The organism is Streptomyces lanatus (assembly GCF_014655715.1).
Lineage (GTDB): Bacteria > Actinomycetota > Actinomycetes > Streptomycetales > Streptomycetaceae > Streptomyces > Streptomyces lanatus.
Map to the genome: position 1 here is coordinate 175,852 of NZ_BNBM01000019.1, position 17,779 is coordinate 193,630.

13 protein-coding genes and 1 pseudogene are annotated in these 17,779 nt (G+C 71.2%); 11 read left to right on the plus strand and 3 right to left on the minus strand.

Going from position 1 to position 17,779, the window contains the following annotated elements; genetic code table 11:
• The 6 genes from IE325_RS37445 (at position 1) to IE325_RS37470 (ending at position 10,645) form a co-directional block, all read left to right on the plus strand.
• The gene (locus IE325_RS37445) at positions 1 to 1,347 is read left to right on the plus strand and encodes a carbohydrate ABC transporter permease (protein ID WP_190074625.1); all 1,347 of its coding nucleotides are present in this window, start codon (positions 1 to 3) and stop codon (positions 1,345 to 1,347) included.
• On the plus strand, positions 1,344 to 2,201 hold the full coding sequence (locus tag IE325_RS37450; RefSeq protein ID WP_190074626.1) for a carbohydrate ABC transporter permease: 858 nt from the start codon (positions 1,344 to 1,346) through the stop codon (positions 2,199 to 2,201). Before IE325_RS37445 ends, IE325_RS37450 begins: the two co-directional genes overlap by 4 nt.
• Before the next feature lie 154 nt (positions 2,202 to 2,355).
• Positions 2,356 to 4,536 (plus strand): bifunctional glycosyltransferase/CDP-glycerol:glycerophosphate glycerophosphotransferase, encoded by a 2,181-nt coding sequence (locus IE325_RS37455; RefSeq protein ID WP_190074627.1) that lies wholly within the window; start codon positions 2,356 to 2,358, stop codon positions 4,534 to 4,536.
• A 48-nt stretch (positions 4,537 to 4,584) separates the two neighbouring features.
• On the plus strand, positions 4,585 to 6,786 hold the full coding sequence (locus IE325_RS37460; protein WP_190074628.1) for a CDP-glycerol glycerophosphotransferase family protein: 2,202 nt from the start codon (positions 4,585 to 4,587) through the stop codon (positions 6,784 to 6,786).
• Between the two features lies 1 nt (position 6,787).
• Positions 6,788 to 8,995 (plus strand): bifunctional glycosyltransferase/CDP-glycerol:glycerophosphate glycerophosphotransferase, encoded by a 2,208-nt coding sequence (locus tag IE325_RS37465; protein WP_190074629.1) that lies wholly within the window; start codon positions 6,788 to 6,790, stop codon positions 8,993 to 8,995.
• Between the two features lie 45 nt (positions 8,996 to 9,040).
• Complete coding sequence (locus IE325_RS37470; protein WP_190074630.1) at positions 9,041 to 10,645, plus strand: hypothetical protein; 1,605 nt, start codon at positions 9,041 to 9,043, stop codon at positions 10,643 to 10,645.
• Here IE325_RS37470 and IE325_RS37475 read toward each other — a convergent pair.
• Positions 10,635 to 11,048 carry an organic hydroperoxide resistance protein gene (locus IE325_RS37475; protein WP_190074631.1) on the minus strand — a complete coding sequence of 138 codons (414 nt, stop codon included), beginning with the start codon at positions 11,046 to 11,048 and terminating at the stop codon, positions 10,635 to 10,637. The genes IE325_RS37470 and IE325_RS37475 overlap by 11 nt on opposite strands.
• A gap of 121 nt (positions 11,049 to 11,169) precedes the next feature.
• On the opposite strand from IE325_RS37475, the gene IE325_RS37480 reads away from it, so the two are divergent.
• From IE325_RS37480 to IE325_RS37490, 3 genes and pseudogenes are all read left to right on the plus strand, one after another.
• Entirely contained in the window at positions 11,170 to 11,631 is a 462-nt protein-coding gene (locus tag IE325_RS37480; protein WP_190074632.1) for a MarR family winged helix-turn-helix transcriptional regulator, read from the plus strand.
• A gap of 963 nt (positions 11,632 to 12,594) precedes the next feature.
• A complete protein-coding gene (galE, locus tag IE325_RS37485; protein ID WP_190074633.1) occupies positions 12,595 to 13,587 on the plus strand; it encodes a UDP-glucose 4-epimerase GalE in 993 nt (330 codons plus the stop codon).
• Positions 13,584 to 14,617, plus strand: a pseudogene (locus IE325_RS37490) (ADP-ribosylglycohydrolase family protein). The gene galE and the pseudogene IE325_RS37490 overlap by 4 nt, the downstream one beginning before the upstream one ends.
• Here IE325_RS37490 and IE325_RS37495 read toward each other — a convergent pair.
• Together IE325_RS37495 and IE325_RS37500 are read right to left on the minus strand one after the other, a co-directional pair.
• Complete coding sequence (locus IE325_RS37495) at positions 14,541 to 15,185, minus strand: response regulator transcription factor (protein WP_190074634.1); 645 nt, start codon at positions 15,183 to 15,185, stop codon at positions 14,541 to 14,543. The pseudogene IE325_RS37490 and the gene IE325_RS37495 sit on opposite strands and share 77 nt — an antisense overlap.
• Before the next feature lie 17 nt (positions 15,186 to 15,202).
• Positions 15,203 to 15,841 (minus strand): TetR/AcrR family transcriptional regulator, encoded by a 639-nt coding sequence (locus IE325_RS37500; RefSeq protein WP_190074635.1) that lies wholly within the window; start codon positions 15,839 to 15,841, stop codon positions 15,203 to 15,205.
• A gap of 172 nt (positions 15,842 to 16,013) precedes the next feature.
• Here IE325_RS37500 and IE325_RS37505 point away from each other — a divergent pair, with 172 nt between their 5' ends.
• Positions 16,014 to 16,937, plus strand: coding sequence for an ABC transporter permease (locus IE325_RS37505; protein ID WP_190074636.1), 924 nt, complete (start codon positions 16,014 to 16,016; stop codon positions 16,935 to 16,937).
• Positions 16,912 to 17,727 carry an ABC transporter ATP-binding protein gene (locus tag IE325_RS37510; RefSeq protein ID WP_373315291.1) on the plus strand — a complete coding sequence of 272 codons (816 nt, stop codon included), beginning with the start codon at positions 16,912 to 16,914 and terminating at the stop codon, positions 17,725 to 17,727. Before IE325_RS37505 ends, IE325_RS37510 begins: the two co-directional genes overlap by 26 nt.
• The last annotated feature ends 52 nt before the right edge of the window (positions 17,728 to 17,779 follow it).

Below are 17,779 nucleotides of genomic sequence, written 5' to 3' on the forward strand. Positions count from 1 at the left end.
ATGGCGTCCGCGGAAGCGGCAGGGGGCACCGCGCCCCCTGCCGCACCCAAGTCGCGCAAGAGCGTCACCGGCACCCGCAGGACCGTCGCGGCGTTGTTCCTCCTCCCCGCGCTCGTCCTGCTCGGCGCGCTCGTCGTCTACCCGATCGGGTATTCACTGATCCGCAGCTTCTACGACCAGTCCGGCGACGGCTTCGCCGGATTCGACAACTACGAGGCCCTCTTCACGGATGACGGGATCCGCACCGCCCTGAAGAACAACGTCATCTGGGTGGTGTTCGCCCCGACCGTCGCCACCGCGCTCGGTCTGATCTTCGCGGTGCTGACCGAACGGGTCCGCTGGGGCACGGCGTTCAAGCTGGTCGTCTTCATGCCGATGGCGATCTCGATGCTGGCGGCGGGCATCATCTTCCGGCTGGTGTACGACCAGGACCCGGACAAGGGCTTCGCGAACGCGGTGTGGGTGGGTGTGCACGACACCTTCGCGCAGGCGTCGGCGTTCCCGAAGGCCCACCCGGGCCGTGAGTCGCCACTGGAGGCGGCGCCGGGCGGCGGTTTCATCACCAAGGCCACGGTCAGCGCCGGCACCCCGGTCACCCTGCCCCTGGTGGGCGTCGCCCCCGACCAGATGCCGGACGACGCGGGCAAGGCCGTACAGGCGAAGGCCGAGCCGGGGAAGATCACCGGCACCACCTGGCAGGACTTCACGCGCGGCAAGGGCGTCGGCACGCTCGGCGGCGTCGACGCGGCCGAGCTGGGCTATGCCGGGATGAAGATCGAGGCGGTCAAGGACGGCAAGGTCGTGGCCTCGACGAACGCGGCCGACGACGGCACCTTCACACTGCCGGCGGCGGCCGAGGGGGCGCAACTGAAGCTCCCCGCCGACAACTTCAAGGAGCCGTACAACGGGCTCGACTGGCTCGGCCCGTCGCTCGTCACGCCGTCCATCATCGGGTCGTACATCTGGATGTGGGCCGGTTTCGCGATGGTGCTGATCGCTGCGGGACTCGCGGGCATCCCGCGTGATCTGCTGGAGGCGGCGCGGGTGGACGGCGCCAATGAGTGGCAGGTGTTCAGAAGGGTCACGGTGCCCCTGCTCGCGCCTGTCCTCGCGGTCGTCACCGTCACCCTGATGATCAATGTGCTGAAGATCTTCGACCTGGTCTTCATCATCGCCCCGGGCTCCTCCCAGGACGACGCCAACGTCCTCGCCCTTGAGCTGTACCGCAAGGGCTTCTCCGAGGACCAGCCGGGCATCGCGAGCGCGATCTCGGTGTTCCTGCTGCTGCTGGTGATCCCGGTGATGTGGTTCAACATCCGTAGGCTGCGACGGGAGGTGCGGCGATGACCAAGGAGTCCCTCGGCTCCCGGCTGGCCTCCTTCGTCAGCGGTGGTCTGGTGCGGGTGTTCCTGATCGTCGTCGGGCTGTTCTGGCTGGTCCCGACGATCGGGCTGCTGCTGTCCTCGCTGCGACCGCCGGAGGAGATGACGGCGAGCGGCTGGTGGGAGGTCTTCAGCAAGCCGTCCCAACTCACCTTCGAGAGCTACGACAAGCTGCTCGGCAACAGCGACATCACCGACTCGATCCTCAACACCGTGCTGATCACGGTCCCGGCGACGGTCCTCGTCGTCATCATCGGCTCGCTCGCAGGATACGCGTTCGCGTGGATGGAGTTCCCGGGCCGCGACTGGTGGTTCCTGGGCGTGGTCGGTCTGCTGGTGGTGCCGGTGCAGGTGGCGCTGATCCCGATCGCCGAACTCTTCGGCAACATCGGCATCTTCGGCTCCCTGACCGGCGTGATCCTCTTCCACGTCGGCTTTGGGCTGCCGTTCGCGGTGTTCCTGCTGCGGAACTTCTTCGCCGAGATCCCGAGGGAACTGCTGGAGGCGGCGCGGCTGGACGGCGCGGGTGAACTGCGGCTGTTCTTCCGTGTCGTGATGCCGCTGGGCGGTCCGGCGATCGCCGCGCTCGGCATCTTCCAGTTCCTGTGGGTGTGGAACGACATGCTGGTCGCGCTGATCTTCACGGACGCCGACAGCCAGCCGATCACGGTCGCGTTGCAGACCCAGGTACGGCAGTTCGGCAACAACGTCGACATCCTGGCGCCCGGCGCGTTCATCTCGATGGTGATCCCGCTGGTCGTGTTCTTCGCGTTCCAGCGGCAGTTCGTGTCCGGCGTGATGGCGGGCGCGGTCAAGTAGGGGCGGATACAGCACCTTTGACCAGGGGCGGGCCGGTCACCGGCCCGTCCTCCGGCGTTCACCGGACCGTCCCCCGTATGCCGTAGGACCCGTAACCAAGTCACTCCATCGGCCGTTCCCGGGCCGAACGCCCGCACCGATCGATGGATGTCCCTTGCCCAGGTTCAGTGTCATTGTCCCCGTGTTCAAGGTGCAGGCGTACCTGCACGAGTGCCTGGAATCGGTGCTCACACAGTCGTATCCCGATCTGGAACTGATCGCCGTCGACGACTGCTCGCCGGACGCGTGCGGGGCGATCATCGAGGAGTTCGCGGCCCGTGACCCGCGCGTGCGCCCGGTGCGCCTGACCGAGAACCAGGGCCTGGGGCCGGCCCGCAACGCGGGCATGGCACACGCCACCGGCGACTACCTGATCTTCCTCGACAGCGACGACACCCTCACCCCGGATACCCTGCACGCGATCGCCGACCGGCTGAAGGAGACCGGCGAGCCGGACGTCCTGGTCTACGACTACGCGCGCGCCCACTGGACCGGCGAGACGGTCCGCAACCAGGCGGCCGCCCGGCTCAGGGAGGACGGCCCGGCGCCGTTCCGCCTCACGGACCGGCCGGAGCTGATGCGGCTGCTGATGGTGGCCTGGAACAAGGCGTACCGGCGGGAGTTCGTCGAGGAGGAGGGCTTCGTCTTCCCGGCCGGGTACTACGAGGACACGCCCTGGACGTATCCGATCCTGATGACGGCGGAGTCGATCGCGACCCTGGACCGGGTGTGCGTGCACTACCGGCAGCGGCGCCGGGGCGGCATCCTCGGCACGGTCAGCCCGCGGCACTTCGACATCTTCGAGCAGTACGACCGTGTCTTCGCGTACGTCGACCATCGCCCCGAACTCGCCCGCTGGCGCCCGTTGTTGTTCAGTCGGATGGTCGACCATCTGATCGTGGTGTTCGCGCGCCGCGACCGCCTCCCGCGCCGCAGCCGCACCGCGTTCCTGCGCCGGGCCCGCGCGCAGTACCGCCGCCACCACGCCCCCGGCGTCCGTGTCCCGCTGCGCACCCGCCTCCACTACACGCTGGTCCGCCTCGGCCTGCACCGCACCTACCGCGCCCTGCGGCTCACGGCGGCCCTGCTCCGCCGTACCGCCAAGCTCACCGGCCGTCTGCGCAGGACCGTCCGTGCCGCCGCGCTGCGCCTGCACTACCGCGTCCAGCGCTGTCTGCCTGTACGTGCCGACCGGGCCGTCTTCGCCGCGCACGGCGTCCGCGGCAAGGGCTGTGCGCCGGGCGCCCTGGAGCAGGCGTTCCGCACGCATGCCGGTCACATCCGCACGGCCTGGATCACCGACGCCGAAGTCCCCGACGGCACCCGCCGTGTGCGCCCCGGCACCGCCGCCTACTGGACGGCCCTCGCCCGCTCCAAGTACCTCGTGCACAACGCCGGGCTCGACCGCCGTCTGGTCAAGCGGCGCGGCCAGGTCGTCGTCCAGACCCGGCAGGGCACCCCGCTCAAGCACATGGGCCTCGACCTGCGTGAACGCCCCGCGGCCGCGCAGGACATCGATGTGGACGACGTCGACCGGTGGGACTACGTCCTGTCCGCGAACCGGCACTCCACCCTGACCTGGGAGCGCGTGTACCCGGGCGCGTACACGACCCTGGAGTACGGCAGCCCGCGCAACGACGTCTTCCAGCAGGCCACTTCGGCTGACGTGACCCGGATCCGCGAGCAGCTCGGTATCCCCGAGGGCGCGGTCGTGATCCTTTACGCCCCCACCCACCGCGACTACCGCCGCACCCAGCGCGCCCCGCTCGACCCGCACCGCGTGGGGAGCCGCCTGGGCCCGGGCCACATCATCCTGACCCGCGCCCACCCCCGCCACGGCGGCCCGCTGGCCCAGAGCGGCGGCAGGGTGATCGACGTCTCCCACCACCCGAGCGTCGAGTCGCTGTGCCTGGCCTCGGACGTCCTGGTCACCGACTTCTCGTCGATCATGTTCGACTTCGCCAATCTGAACCGGCCGATCGTGATCCACGCCGATGACTGGGAGGCGTACGAGGCGGCCCGGGGTACGTACTTCGACCTGCGGTCCTTTCCGCCGGGTGCGGTGTCGCGCGGGGAGGACGAGCTGGTCGACATCTTCGCGACGGGGCATTGGCGGGGGTCGCGTTCGGCGCAGCGGCGGGCGGCCTTTCGGGAGCGGTTCTGCGCGTACGACGACGGGCGGGCGGCGGAGCGGGTGGTGCGGCGGGTGGTGTTCGGCGATGTGGGCGTGCCGTCGGTCGTGCCGCTCGACAAACGCCACCCCGTTCCGTCACCGGGCGGCGCGGAAGAGCGTTGACAGTACCCCGCATCCGTTGACGGCGTTCCGAGCACAGAAAGACGCAGTATGCCCCGCTTCAGCATCATCGTTCCCTCCCATGGGGTCGCCGGCCGGCTGTCCCGAGCGCTGGACTCGGTCCTCGCCCAGTCCTTCGGCGACTTCGAGCTGATCCCGGTCTGTGATGGGCCCCGGTCACCGGCGGCCGATGTCGCCGGCCGGTACGCCGAGCGGGACTTCCGGGTGGTGCCGGTGCACTCGCCGCCGGCGGACGGGGTGGCGGGGGCGCGCAACGCCGGGCTGCGGGCGGCGCTCGGGGAGCGGGTGCTGTTCCTGGACGGCGACGACATGCTGGTGCCGGGCGCCCTGGCGGCGCTGGACGCACGGCTGGGCGAGACCGGTGACGTGGACGTGCTGTACTTCGAGCACGAGCGGACGCCGTGGTGGGTGGGCGAGCCGACCAATCCGGCCGCGATCGTGCTCGCGGGCACGCCGGACGGGGTGTTCTTCCCCGAGCAGGCACCGGACCTCACCGGGGTCCGGCTCCCGGCCTGGAGCGCGGCCTACCGCCGCACCTTCCTCACCGAGCACCGGCTCACCTTCCCCGCCGGCCACTTCACCGACGTCGGCTTCGGCGCGGCGGTCGCGCTGAGCACGGAGCGGGTGGCGGTGCTGCGGCAGGTCGTCGTACGGCATCTGCTGCGGCGGCAGGGCGACCGGCTGGGGCTGCCCGGTGAGCATCACTTCGAGCTGCTCGACCAGGTCGAGCGGGTGCTGGAGCGGGCCACCGGGCAGGGGCTGTCCCAGGAGCGGTTCGCGGCGCTGTTCGAGCAGCTCTTCGCCGCCGTACTGAAGACGGCCGCCCATCCACGGCGGCTGCCGCGCCGGCGCCGGGCCTTCTTCCGCCGGGCGAGCGGGCTGTACCGGCGGTACCGGCCGGCCGGGTTCCGGGTGCCGGGCGGCAGCCCGGGGGTGCAGCACCGGCTGCTGGCGGGCGGGGCGTACGCGGCGTTCCGGGCGCTGCGCGGCGTCAACCAGGCGGCGGCAAGGGCGGCTTCGGGTGTGCCGCGTCCGCGCGGGCTGCGCACCCGGCTGCGGTACCGGCTTCAGCTGCGGCGCCGCCTGGATCCGAACCTCGCCGTGTACTGCGCGTACTGGGGCCGCGGCTATGTCTGCAACCCGGCCGCGATCCACGCCAAGGCCCGCGAACTCGCCCCGCACATCCGCTCGGTGTTCCTGGTCGAGGCGGACCAGGAACACACCGTGCCGAAGGACGTGGAGTACGCGGTGATCGGCAGCCGGGAGTACTGGGATGTGCTCGCCCGCGCCAAGTACCTGATCAACAACGCCAATTTCGCCGACGCCGTGGTCAAGCGCGAGGGAAGCGTCCATCTGTCGACCCAGCACGGCACTCCGCTGAAGAAGATGGGCGCCGATCAGGCGACGTACCCCGTGGTGGCCGCCGCGACCGGCAGCTTCGCCAGACTGCTGGCCCGCGTGGACCGCTGGGACTACAACCTCACCTCCAACCGGCACTCCACCGAGATGTGGGAGAGCGCCTTCCCCGCGGCGCACGAGACCCTCGAATACGGCTATCCGCGCAACGACGTCTACTGCACGGCGACCGCGGCCGACGTCACCCGTGTGCGTCATGAACTCGGCATCCCCGAGGGCAAGAAGGCCCTGCTGTACGCGCCCACGCACCGCGACCACGCCACCGGCTTCGAACCGGGCCTCGATCTGCGGGCGCTGTGCGAGGACATCGGCGACGAGTACGTCGTGCTGCTGCGGGCCCACTATTTCTACGACGAGGGCTCACGGCGCGGCTCCGGCCGGATCATCGACGTCACCGGGCACCGCTCCTCGGAGGATGTGTGCCTGGCCGCGGACGCGCTGATCACCGACTACTCGTCGATCATGTTCGACTACGCCAATCTGGACCGGCCGATCGTCGTGTACGCCGACGACTGGGACGTGTACCGGGAGCTGCGGGGCGTCTACTTCGACCTGATGGAGGCCCCGCCGGGGCGGGTGGCGCGGACGCCGGGCGAGCTGGCGGGCGTCTTCCGTGACGGCTCGTACGCGGACGAGGAGGCGCGGGCGCTGCGGGGTGCCTTCCGGGAGCGGTTCTGCCAGTTCGACGACGGGCGGGCCGCCGAGCGCGTCGTGCGCCGGGTGCTGCTGGGCGAGCCGCCCGAGCGGATTCCGCCGGTGATCCCGCTCGCCGAGCGCATCCCCGCCCCCGCCGCGACGACCCTCGTGAGGAACTGACGTGCCCCGCTTCAGCATCATCGTCCCCGTCTTCAAGGTGCAGGGCTTCCTGCGGGAGTGCCTGGACTCGGTGCTCGGGCAGTCGTACACCGACTTCGAGGTGATCGCCGTCGACGACCGCTCCCCCGACGGCTGCCCGGCCATCCTGGACGGCTATGCCGAGCGCGACGCACGCGTGCGGGTGCTGCACCTGCCGGAGAACGTCGGTCTGGGCCGGGCCCGCAACGCCGGTCTGGAGGAGGCGAGCGGCGACTACGTCCTGTTCCTCGACAGCGACGACCACTACACACCGGGCCTGCTGGAGGCGGTGGCCGCCCGGCTGGCGGCGACGGACGACCCCGACATCCTGGTCTTCGACCATGTGCGCACCCATTGGTGGGGGCGGGGCGGCCGCAGTACGGCGGCGGAGCTCCTGACGGCGGCCGGCACCTTCGACGTCCGTCGGAGCCCCGAGTATCTGCAGCTGTTCCTGGTCGCCTGGAACAAGGCGTACCGGCGGGACTTCTTCCTGAAGCACGAGCTGCGCTACGCGCCGGGCCTGTACGAGGACGCGCCCGTCACCTACCGGGCGATGGTGCTGGCCGACCGGATCGCATGCCTGGAGCGGATCGGGGTCGAGTACCGGCAGCGCAGACAGGGCGCGATCACGAAGACACCGGGGCGGCGGCACTTCGACATCTTTCCGCAGTACGAGGGGCTGTTCACGTTCCTCGAAGGGCGCCCCGACCTGGAGTGGGCGCGCCCGCTGCTGTTCGAACGGGCCCTGGACCACATGCTGTTCGTGCTGGCCCGCGAGGACCGGGTGACGCCCGCAGACCGACCGGACTTCTACCGCGAGATCCGTTCCTTCCACACCCGGTACCTCCCCGAGGGCTTCACCCCGCCGGACGGGTGGCGCGGCAAGGAGATGCGGCTGCTGGCGACGGCGCCCTACGCGTCGTACGCCCTGGCGCGCGGGCTGCGTGAGGTGCGCCGGGTGGCGGGGGGCGGAAAGAGGCGGGTCACGCGGGTGGTGTCGCAGCGGGCCCAACGGGCTTGGTACGGAGCCCAGTCCAGACTTCCGCTCGATCCGCAGCTGGCCGTGTACTCGGCGTTCTCGCATCGCGGGGTGCTGAGCGATCCGGCGGCGATCCACGCCAAGGCCCGTGAGATCGCCCCGCAGCTCAAGGGCGTGTGGGTGGTCGGCGAGGAGGAGGTGGACTCGCTGCCGCCCGGGATCGACTTCGTGACGCCCGGCTCGCGGCGCTATCACGAGGTCATGGCGCGGGCCACGTACTGGGTGAACAACGTCAACTGGCCCGGCACCCTGGCCAAGCGCCCCGGCAGCGTCCATATCCAGACCCATCAGGGCACCCCGCTGAAGTACATGGCGGCCGACCTGCTGACCAAGCCCGGTGCCCGGCACGGCGTCGATGTGCCGAAGATGCTGTGGCGGGCGGACCGCTGGGACCACAGCCTGGTGGCCAACCGGCATTCGGAGCTGGTGTGGGAGCGGGCGTACCCGTGCCATTTCGCGTCGGCGCGGACGGGCAGCCCGCGCAACGACGTGCTGGTCACCGCCGGTCCGGAGGCCACCGAGGCGGCCCGCGCCCGGCTCGGCGTGCCCGCCGGTCACACCGTCGTGCTGTACGCGCCGACCCGCCGCGAGTACCACCGGGGCGGCCATGTCGACCGGATCGACCTGGCGAGGTTCGCCCGGGACCTCGGCGACGGCCACACCCTCGTCGTACGGCTGCACCCGTCCCTGGCGAAGGGCACCGCACGCGGGCTGAACGGCCTGGCCGAGCTGCACCGGCGGGGCGTGCTGGTCGACGCGACGGACGAACCTCGGGTGGAGGATGTGCTGCTCGCCGCCGATGCCCTGGTCACCGATTACTCCGCCCTGATGTTCGACTACGCCAATCTGGACCGGCCGATCGTGATCCACGCCGATGACTGGGGGGCGTACACGGCGAGCCGGGGCGCCTATTTCGACATCACGGCCGACGCGCCGGGTCATGTGTCGCGCTCCTACCGGGAGTTGGCGTGGCTACTGACGTCCGGGACCTGGCAGGACGGGGAGTCGGCGCGGCTGCGGGCGGGTTTCCGGGAGCGGTTCTGCGAGTTCGACGACGGGCGGGCCGCCGAGCGGGTCGTGCGGACGCTGATGCTGGGTGAGCGGATGCCGGAGCCCAGCCGCCCGAGAAGCTCACTCGATGTGATGACGTAAGGCTGCGCCGTTGACCCGATGGGGAACATCGGGAACATACGGCAAATGCCCCGGACCAACGCGAACCCAGACGTAAGAACGGCGGTCGTAGGCACCCTCGCCCGGAGGGCGGTGCGCGGCGCGAGCGCCCTGCGCGGCGGTCGCGGCCCGCATCCGACGCCGTACCAGGTCTTCGGCTTCCTGTTCTTCCTGGTGATGCTGCTGGCGTACTGGGCGGTGCCGCTGTGCTGCGACGCGGGGCAGCACGCGGCGGTCGTGGAGCGGCTGCGGGCGGATCTGCTCCATCCGCGCCATCCGATGGCGGACCTGCCGGGCGCGGGCAGCCCGTACTACTCGCCGTACGCCGTCGCACAGGGCGCGTTCGCCCGGCTGACCGGGCTGGGCGGCTGGGAGGTGGTGCGGCTGGCCGGGGTGCTGAATCTGGCCGTGCTGCTGACGGGCATCGGCCGCTTCGTGCGGGCGCTGACCCCGAGGCCGTGGGCGCCGGTCCTGGCGCTGGCGGCGATGACGCTGCTGTGGGGGACCGAGCGGGCCTGGTGGAGCGGGTATCTCAGCCTGATGTCGATGACGGGGAACCTCGGCTACCCGTCGGCGTTCGCGATCGGGCTCACCTTCTGGGCCTGGGCGTGGACGGGGGCACGGGCCCGGGGGCAGCGGCTGGTGCGGTACGTCGGGCCCAGCGGGCTGCCGGGGTTCGCCGGGTATGCGGGGCTGGGCGCGCTGTACGGGCTGATCCTGCTGATCCATCCGATCACGGCGGCGGCCGCGGTGCTGGGGGCGGTGGCGTTCGTCGTGGGGTGGCAGCGGGGGTGGGGTGCGGCGGTGGTCGCGCGGTGGGGGGTGATGGCGGGCACGGCGGTGCTGCTCGCCTGGTCATGGCCGTACTTCGATGTGTTCGCGCTGGCCGGGGACCACAGCGTGGACTGGATGCACCGGCGGCTGTACGAGGATCTCCTCGGCCAGTTCTGGCTGGCGCTGCTCGGGCTGCCGGCGCTGTGGCGGCGCCGATCCCGGCGAGACCCTCTGGTGCTGCTCTTCACGCTCGACTGCCTGCTCATCGCCTACGGCTGGGTCAGCGGCCATTACACGTACGGCAGGATCCTCGGGCTCACGCTGGTGCCGCTCCAGTTCGCGCTGGCGGTGGAGCTGGCGGCGCCCCGGCCGTGGGACAGGGCCCGGCGGATGCTGGGCGGGGCCGCGGTGGCCGGGGCCTGTGCCGGGTTCCTGACCGTGCAGGGCGGGGCGGTGCTGCCGCGGGCGCTCGATCCCTTCGGGCTGGAACAGCCGTCGCGCTGGCCGTCGTACGCCTGGGTGGCGCGGCATGTCGGCAAGGGCGAGGTGGTGATCTCCGACGGGCACTACGCGCCCCGGTCCATCGCCGGGTACGGGCCGAACCTGGCCGCGCCGATCTGGCCCGACCCGTCCCTGGACGAACGGGAGCGGGAGCGCCGGCTCGCGGATGTCCGCGCCTACCTCTCCCCCGCCTCGACCCGGGCCGAGCGCACCACCGTCGCCCTGCGCTATCACGCGCGCTGGCTGCTGCTGACGCGGTGGAAGCGGGTGCCGGACGAGGCGGTGGTGGTGGCGTGGAGCCGGGAGACGGGGGAAGTGCTGGCGCGGATCGGCGGTACGGACGTGACTACTCGATGACGAGGTCGACGTCGATGTTGCCGCGGGTGGCGTTGGAGTAGGGGCAGACCTGGTGGGCCTGCTCGACCAGCTTGCGGCCGGTCTCCTGGTCCACGGTGTCGGGCAGCTCCACGCGCAGCGTGACCTTCAGGCCGAAGCCCTCGCCCTGCTTGCCTATGCCGACCTCGGCGGTGACGGCGGCGTCGGTGACGTCGACCTTGGCCTGGCGGCCGACGAGCCCGAGGGCGCTGCCGAAGCAGGCGGCGTACCCGGCGGCGAACAGCTGCTCCGGGTTCGTGCCCTCCCCGTTGCCGCCCAGCTCCACCGGCGGGGCCAGCTTGAGGTCGATCCTGCCGTCGTTGGAGACGGCGCGACCGTCACGGCCGTGGGTGGCGGTGGCGACAGCGGTGTAGAGCGCGTCCATGGGAACCATCCCTCTCGAATCATGGTCCGGCGGCTCTGTTGGCGGCCTCCGGACGACCACAAGTAGAGCACACAATTCAATTGCACACAACTAAATGATGGACACGAGTTACCCTGGAACCATGACGACCACGCCCACGGCCGACTGGCTCCGCCTCGACCAGCAGATCTGCTTCTCCCTGAACGCCGCCTCCCGTGCCTTCGGCGGCGTCTACCGCGTGGTCCTGAAGGACCTGGGGCTCACCTATCCGCAGTACCTGGTGATGCTGGTGCTGTGGGAACACGGCGACCTGCCCGTGAAGAAGCTCGGCGAACATCTGCGCCTCGACTCCGGCACGCTGTCCCCGCTGCTCAAGCGGCTGGAGGCGGCCGGTCTGGTGCGCCGGGAGCGCAGCACCCGCGACGAGCGCTCGGTGGAGGTACGGCTCACCGACGAGGGCACCGCGCTGCGCGAGCGCGCCCTCCAGGTGCCGCGCCGCATCGCCACGGCGACGGGCTTCGACGTCGACGAGATCCGCGAGCTGCGGGCACGCCTGGACCAGCTCACCCTGGCTCTGGACGCCGCGGCACTGGAGGAGTCGTAGAGGCAGGAGGCGGGACCGGGGCGGCCGCGCGGCGGACGTAGAGCCGTAGCGGGCCCTCGGGCTGCTGGGAGGGCAGCGGCCTGAACTCCTCGCCGACGACGTCGACCTTGAGACGCTCGGTGGGGTTGCGCGGATACCAGGGCGAGTCCAACGCGTACGGCTCGGCGACGACCCACAGCCGGTCGACCGAGTCAGCCTGCGCCGCAGTTCCGCGGCCCCGACCTCACGGCCGTACAACGTCCCCGAACCGGGCCCGAGCTGCCCCAGCGCGATGTCCCACGCCCGCCGGAACCCCTCCGGATACGCCCGCCCGATGGACGGCAGGTAGAGCACCGGGTCACCGGGGCGCAGATGCCGGGCGGCGAAGGCGGAGGTGGCGGCGAGGTTGTCGGGGCGGCGGGTCGGGGAGCGGTCCTGGCGGTGGAGGGGGAGGTGGTGGAGGAAGGCGAGGGCCAGGGCGAGCGGGATCAGAGGAGACAGGGAGGGCCGCAGGCCGGCCACCCTGTCCGCGCCCGCCGCCGCGAGCAGCGGTGCCCCCGCGAGGGCGTACATCACATACCGGTCGTCATACATGGGCCGCATCTGCGACACGGCGATGAGGAGCCCCGGCGGCACCGCCATCAGCGGCAGGGCGACCGACGCGAGCGGACGCGCCCCCAGCCCCAGCCAGATCTCCGGCACCGACCGCCTCGCGACCTGGAACGTCACCCCCTCGTCCCGCCATATGCCGTCCCGGTCGAGCCCCCACAGCCCGAGCCCGAGCATGACGGCGACTGGCACGCACACGGCGACGACGCCGCGCCTCGTCCACTCCCGGTCCCCGTTCACCACAGGTACGATTTTGTGCTATTAGCCGATGAATACTGCTTATTGACGGCGTACCGCCCCCGAATTGTCTGCGCCACCTGCTTCACTTGTCACCGATGCCGACCACGGGCTCACAGACGAGGGGGACGGCCGCACATGACCTGGCTGATCACCGGCGGCGCCGGCTACATCGGAGCGCATGTCGTACGGGCGATGACCGAGGCGGGTGAGCGGGCCGTGGTCTACGACGACCTGTCCACCGGCATCGCCGAGCGCGTGCCCGACGGCGTTCCGCTGGTCGTGGGCTCGACCCTGGACGGCGAGCGCGTCGCCCGCGCCCTCGCGGACCACGAGGTGACCGGCGTGGTCCACCTGGCGGCGAAGAAGCAGGTCGGCGAGTCGGTCGACCTGCCCCTGCACTACTACCGGGAGAACGTCGAGGGTCTGCGTGTGCTCCTGGAGGCCGTGACGGCGGCTCAGGCGCGGTCCTTCGTCTTCTCGTCCTCGGCGGCGGTGTACGGCATGCCGGACCTCGCGCGGGACGACGCCCTGGTGACGGAGGAGACGCCGTGCGTGCCGATGTCGCCGTACGGCGAGACCAAGCTGGCCGGCGAGTGGCTGGTCCGGGCGACGGGCCGGGCGACGGGCCTGTCCACGGCATGCCTGCGCTACTTCAACGTGGCGGGCGCGGCCACCCCCGAACTCGCCGACGTCGGCGTCTTCAATCTGATCCCGATGGTGTTCGAGAAGCTGACGGATAACGCGCCGCCGCGCATCTTCGGCGACGACTACCCCACCCCCGACGGCACCTGCATCCGCGACTACATCCACGTGGTCGACCTGGCCGAGGCCCATGTGGCCGCCGCCCGCGCGCTCCAGTCCTCGCCGGGCCACGACCTCACCCTCAACATCGGCCGCGGCGAGGGCGTCTCGGTCCGCGACATGATCGACCAGATCAACGCCGTCACCGGCTACGACCGCCCCCCGACCGTCACCCCGCGCCGCCCCGGCGACCCGGCCCGCGTCGTCGCCTCCGCCGACCGCATCGCGACCGAGCTGGGCTGGAAGGCCAAGCATGACGTCCGGGACATGATCGCTTCGGCCTGGGAGGGGTGGGTGCGGGTGCATCCGGGGGCGGCGCGGGGATGACGGGGCCGGGCGGGGCCGTGTGCCCCCTCCCCCTCGACCGCGCCCTCGGCACCGTCATCGGATCAGCCGTCGGTGACGCGCTGGGCGCGCCCTTCGAGTTCGGCCCCGCGGGCGCCTTCTCGGCCCGTTTCCCGGAGCCGGGGCAGGGCGGGGAGATGTGCGGGGGCGGGGGCTGGGAGCCGGGTGAGGCGACCGACGACACGCAGATGGCCGTACTCGTCGGGGAGTCGCTGCTGGAGTGCGGCGGGCTCGAACTCCCCGACGTCTTCCGGCGGTTCCGCCGCTGGGCCGCCGCCGACCCGAAGGACATCGGCCTCCAGACGGAAGCAGTACTGAGCAGCGGCGACCCGTGGGACCTGGCCGCGGCACTGCACTTCCAGGTGAGCCAACGGGCTGCGGGGAACGGGGCGTTGATGCGAGCCGCCACCTCCGCCGTGCGCTTCGCCCGCCAGGGCCGCGAGGCCACCATGGACGCCGCCCGCCGACTGGCCGCCCTCACCCACGGGGACCGGGCGGCCTGGGAGGGCACCGCCGTCTTCCACGAGCTGGTCCGCGTGTCCCTGACCGGCGAAGACCCGCTGGCCGCCCTCCCCGACACCCTCGACGCCGTCCACCCGACCATCGGGAGCGGTACGCCGCCGTCCTCGCCCCCGACTGGCATCCCGGCCTGGCCACTGAGTTCAACGGCGCCGTCTGGCCCTGCCTCGGCTCCGCCGTCTGGGCCCTGCGCAGCACCTCCTCCTACGAGGACGCCGTACGCGCCGCGATCGACCTCGGCGGCGACACCGACACGGTCGCGGCCGTGACCGGCGGGCTGGCCGGGGCGGTGTACGGCATCGACGCCGTGCCACGGCGATGGCGGGCGGCGCTGGATGTGCCGCTGCCGGGTTTCGGTGAACGGGTGCTGCGGGAGCGGGACTTGGCGGAGCTCGTCCGGCGCCTTGGCGGGTCGCCTACGCGTTGTTCAGATACGTCAGCACCGCCAGCACCCTCCGATGCCCGCTGTCGCTCTGCGGCAGGCCCAGCTTGAGGAAGACGTTGCCGATGTGTTTGTGGACGGCGCGTTCGGTGACGACGAGGGTCTTGGCGATGGTCGCGTTGTCGTGGCCCTCGGCCATCAGGGACAGGACCTCGCGCTCGCGGGGGGTGAGCGAGTCGAGAGGGGAGTCGGGGCGGCGGGTGAGGAGTTCGGTGACGACCTCGGGGTCGAGCGCGGTACCGCCGGCCGCCACCCGCTCCAGGGCGTCGAGGAACTCGTCCACCCGGCCGACCCGGTCCTTCAGCAGATAGCCGAGGCCGCTCGCGCCGCCGGCGAGAAGTTCGGCGGCGTAGGACTCCTCGACGTACTGGGAGAGGACGAGCACCGGCAGGCCGGGCAGCTCCTTGCGGGCGGCGAGTGCGGCGCGCAGCCCTTCGTCGCGGAAGTCCGGCGGCATCCGCACATCGAGCACGGCCGCGTCGGGGCGGTGCTCGAGGAGCGCGGGCAGGATCTCGGGGCCGGTACCGGCGACGGCCACGACCTCGTGCCCGGCCGACGTCAGCAGGAGGACGAGGCCCTCGCGCAGCAGGGCGTTGTCCTCGGCGATCACGACTCTCACAGCGGTTCCGCCCTTGCTCACAGCGCCTTGAGCGCCTGGGTGGTGGTCCGGGCCAGGGCGTCCAGATAGCCCTTGGGGAGCTTTCTGGTGCGGGCCACCACCATCCGCCAGTACAGGGGCCCGGAAATCAGGTCGACCGCCAGTTCGCCGTCGACGCCCGCGCGCAGCTCACCGCGCTGCTCCGCCCCGGCCAGGATCTTGCCGGCGACGCCCGCCTGCCCCTGCTCCAGCGCCTTCTGCAGGGCCTCGGCGATCTCGGGATTGCGCGCCGCCTCGGCCTGCAGGTCGGGGATGATCTGCGAGACGACGGGGTGCCGCAGGGCGCGCGAGGTGACCTCGTACAGCATCCGCAGGTCGCCCTCCAGCGAGCCGGTGTCCGGCGTGGGCAGTCCCATGACCGCGACCGCCGAGACGACGTCGAGCACGAGGTGCAGCTTGGAGCGCCAGCGCCGGTACACCGCGGTCTTGCCGACGCCCGCCCGGCGCGCGATGCCCTCGATCGACATGCGCGCGTAGCCGACCGCCGCCAGTTCCTCGAAGACGGCCGCCCGGATGGCCTCCGTCACGTCCTCGCGGAGCACGGCCGCCCCCGCCGGGGTCCGGCGGCGCGGACGCGTCTGGGACTGGTCGGCGTTCGTCGTCATGCGGACCAGCATAGGGGCGTGACGACGAAACGGTTGCGTTCCGACGTCGATTCGACCTACGCTCACGTTGCGACGATACGGTCCCGTCCCGACGTAAGAAACCGTGAAGAGAAGCGTGAGAAACCGCCGAACCGCGCCCCACCTTCACCGCAGCCCCCCTCACCCCCGAGCGAAAGCAGCGGATGTGACCCAGGCCCTCCACACACCGCCCCCGACGGCCCCCGCCCCGGCCGAGGCCCACGACCTCGCGGCGCTCGCCGCCCGGCACGGGCTCTCGGTCAGCGGTGCCCGCCCCTCCCTGCCCGAGTACGTCCGCCAGCTCGTGGCGCGCCGTCACTTCATCGGCGCGTTCGCCACCGCCAAGCTCACCGCCCAGTACAGCCAGGCGAAGCTCGGCCAGGTGTGGCAGGTGCTGACGCCGTTGCTGAACGCGGCGGTCTACTACTTCATCTTCGGCAAGCTGCTGGGCACCAGCCGCGGCATCCCGGACTACATCCCGTTCCTGGTGACGGGCGTGTTCGTGTGGACGTTCACACAGAGCTCGATCATGGCGGGCACCCGCGCGATCTCAGGCAACCTCGGCCTGGTCCGCGCCCTGCACTTCCCGCGGGCCGCGCTGCCGATCTCCTTCGCCCTGCAGCAGCTCCAGCAGCTGCTGTTCTCGATGGCCGCCCTGTTCGTCATCCTGCTCTGCTTCGGCATCCCGATCACCGCGTCGTGGGTGCTGGTGCTCCCGGCGCTGTTCCTGCAGTTCACCTTTAACGCGGGCGTCGCGATGGTCATGGCGCGGATGGGCGCGAAGACGCCGGACATCGCCCAGCTGATGCCGTTCGTGCTGCGTACGTGGATGTACGCGTCGGGCGTGATGTTCAGCATCACGGCGATGATGGCCAAGCACAAGGACATGCCGTCCTGGGTGAGCACGGCCCTCCAGTGCAACCCCGGCGCCATCTACATCGACCTGATGCGCTTCGCGCTCATGGACAGCTTCCACGCGAACCAGCTCCCGCCGCATGTGTGGGCCATCGCCACGGGCTGGGCGCTGCTCGCCGGCGTCGGCGGCTTCATCTACTTCTGGAAAGCTGAGGAGACGTACGGCCGTGGCTGAACCTGTGAACACCGACATCCCCACCGTCATCGCCGACGCCGTCGACATCGTCTACCGGGTCAACGGCACCGGCGCCGGCCGGGGCTCCGCCACCGCCGCCCTCAACCGCATCGTGCGCCGCAGGAAGAGCGAGCAGGCGGCCGGCGTGCGCAAGGTGCACGCCGTCAAGAAGGTCTCCTTCATGGCGTACCGGGGCGAGGCCATCGGCCTCATCGGCACCAACGGCTCCGGGAAGTCGACCCTGCTCAAGGCGGTCGCGGGCCTGCTCCCGGTGGAGAACGGCCATATCTACACCGACGGCCAGCCCTCCCTCCTCGGCGTCAACGCGGCCCTGATGAACGACCTCACCGGCGAGCGCAACGTCTACCTCGGCGGCCTCGCCATGGGCATGTCCCGTGAGCAGGTCAAGGAGCGCTACCAGGAGATCGTCGAGTTCTCCGGGATCAACGAGAAGGGCGACTTCATCACCCTGCCCATGCGCACCTACTCCTCCGGCATGGCGGCCCGCCTGCGCTTCTCCATCGCCGCCGCCAAGGACCACGACGTGCTGCTCATCGACGAGGCGCTGGCGACGGGCGACCGCTCCTTCCAGAAGCGCTCGGAGGCCCGCATCCGCGAGCTGCGCAAGCACGCCGGCACGGTGTTCCTGGTCAGCCACAACAACAAGTCGATCCGCGACACCTGCGAACGCGTCCTGTGGCTGGAGCGCGGCGAGCTGCGCATGGACGGCCCGACGGACGACGTACTGAAGGAGTACGAGGCGTTCACGGGCGAGAAGCCGAAGTCGTAGCCACACATGAGGGCGCCCCGGGCTGTCACAGCCCGGGGCGCCCTCACGCATG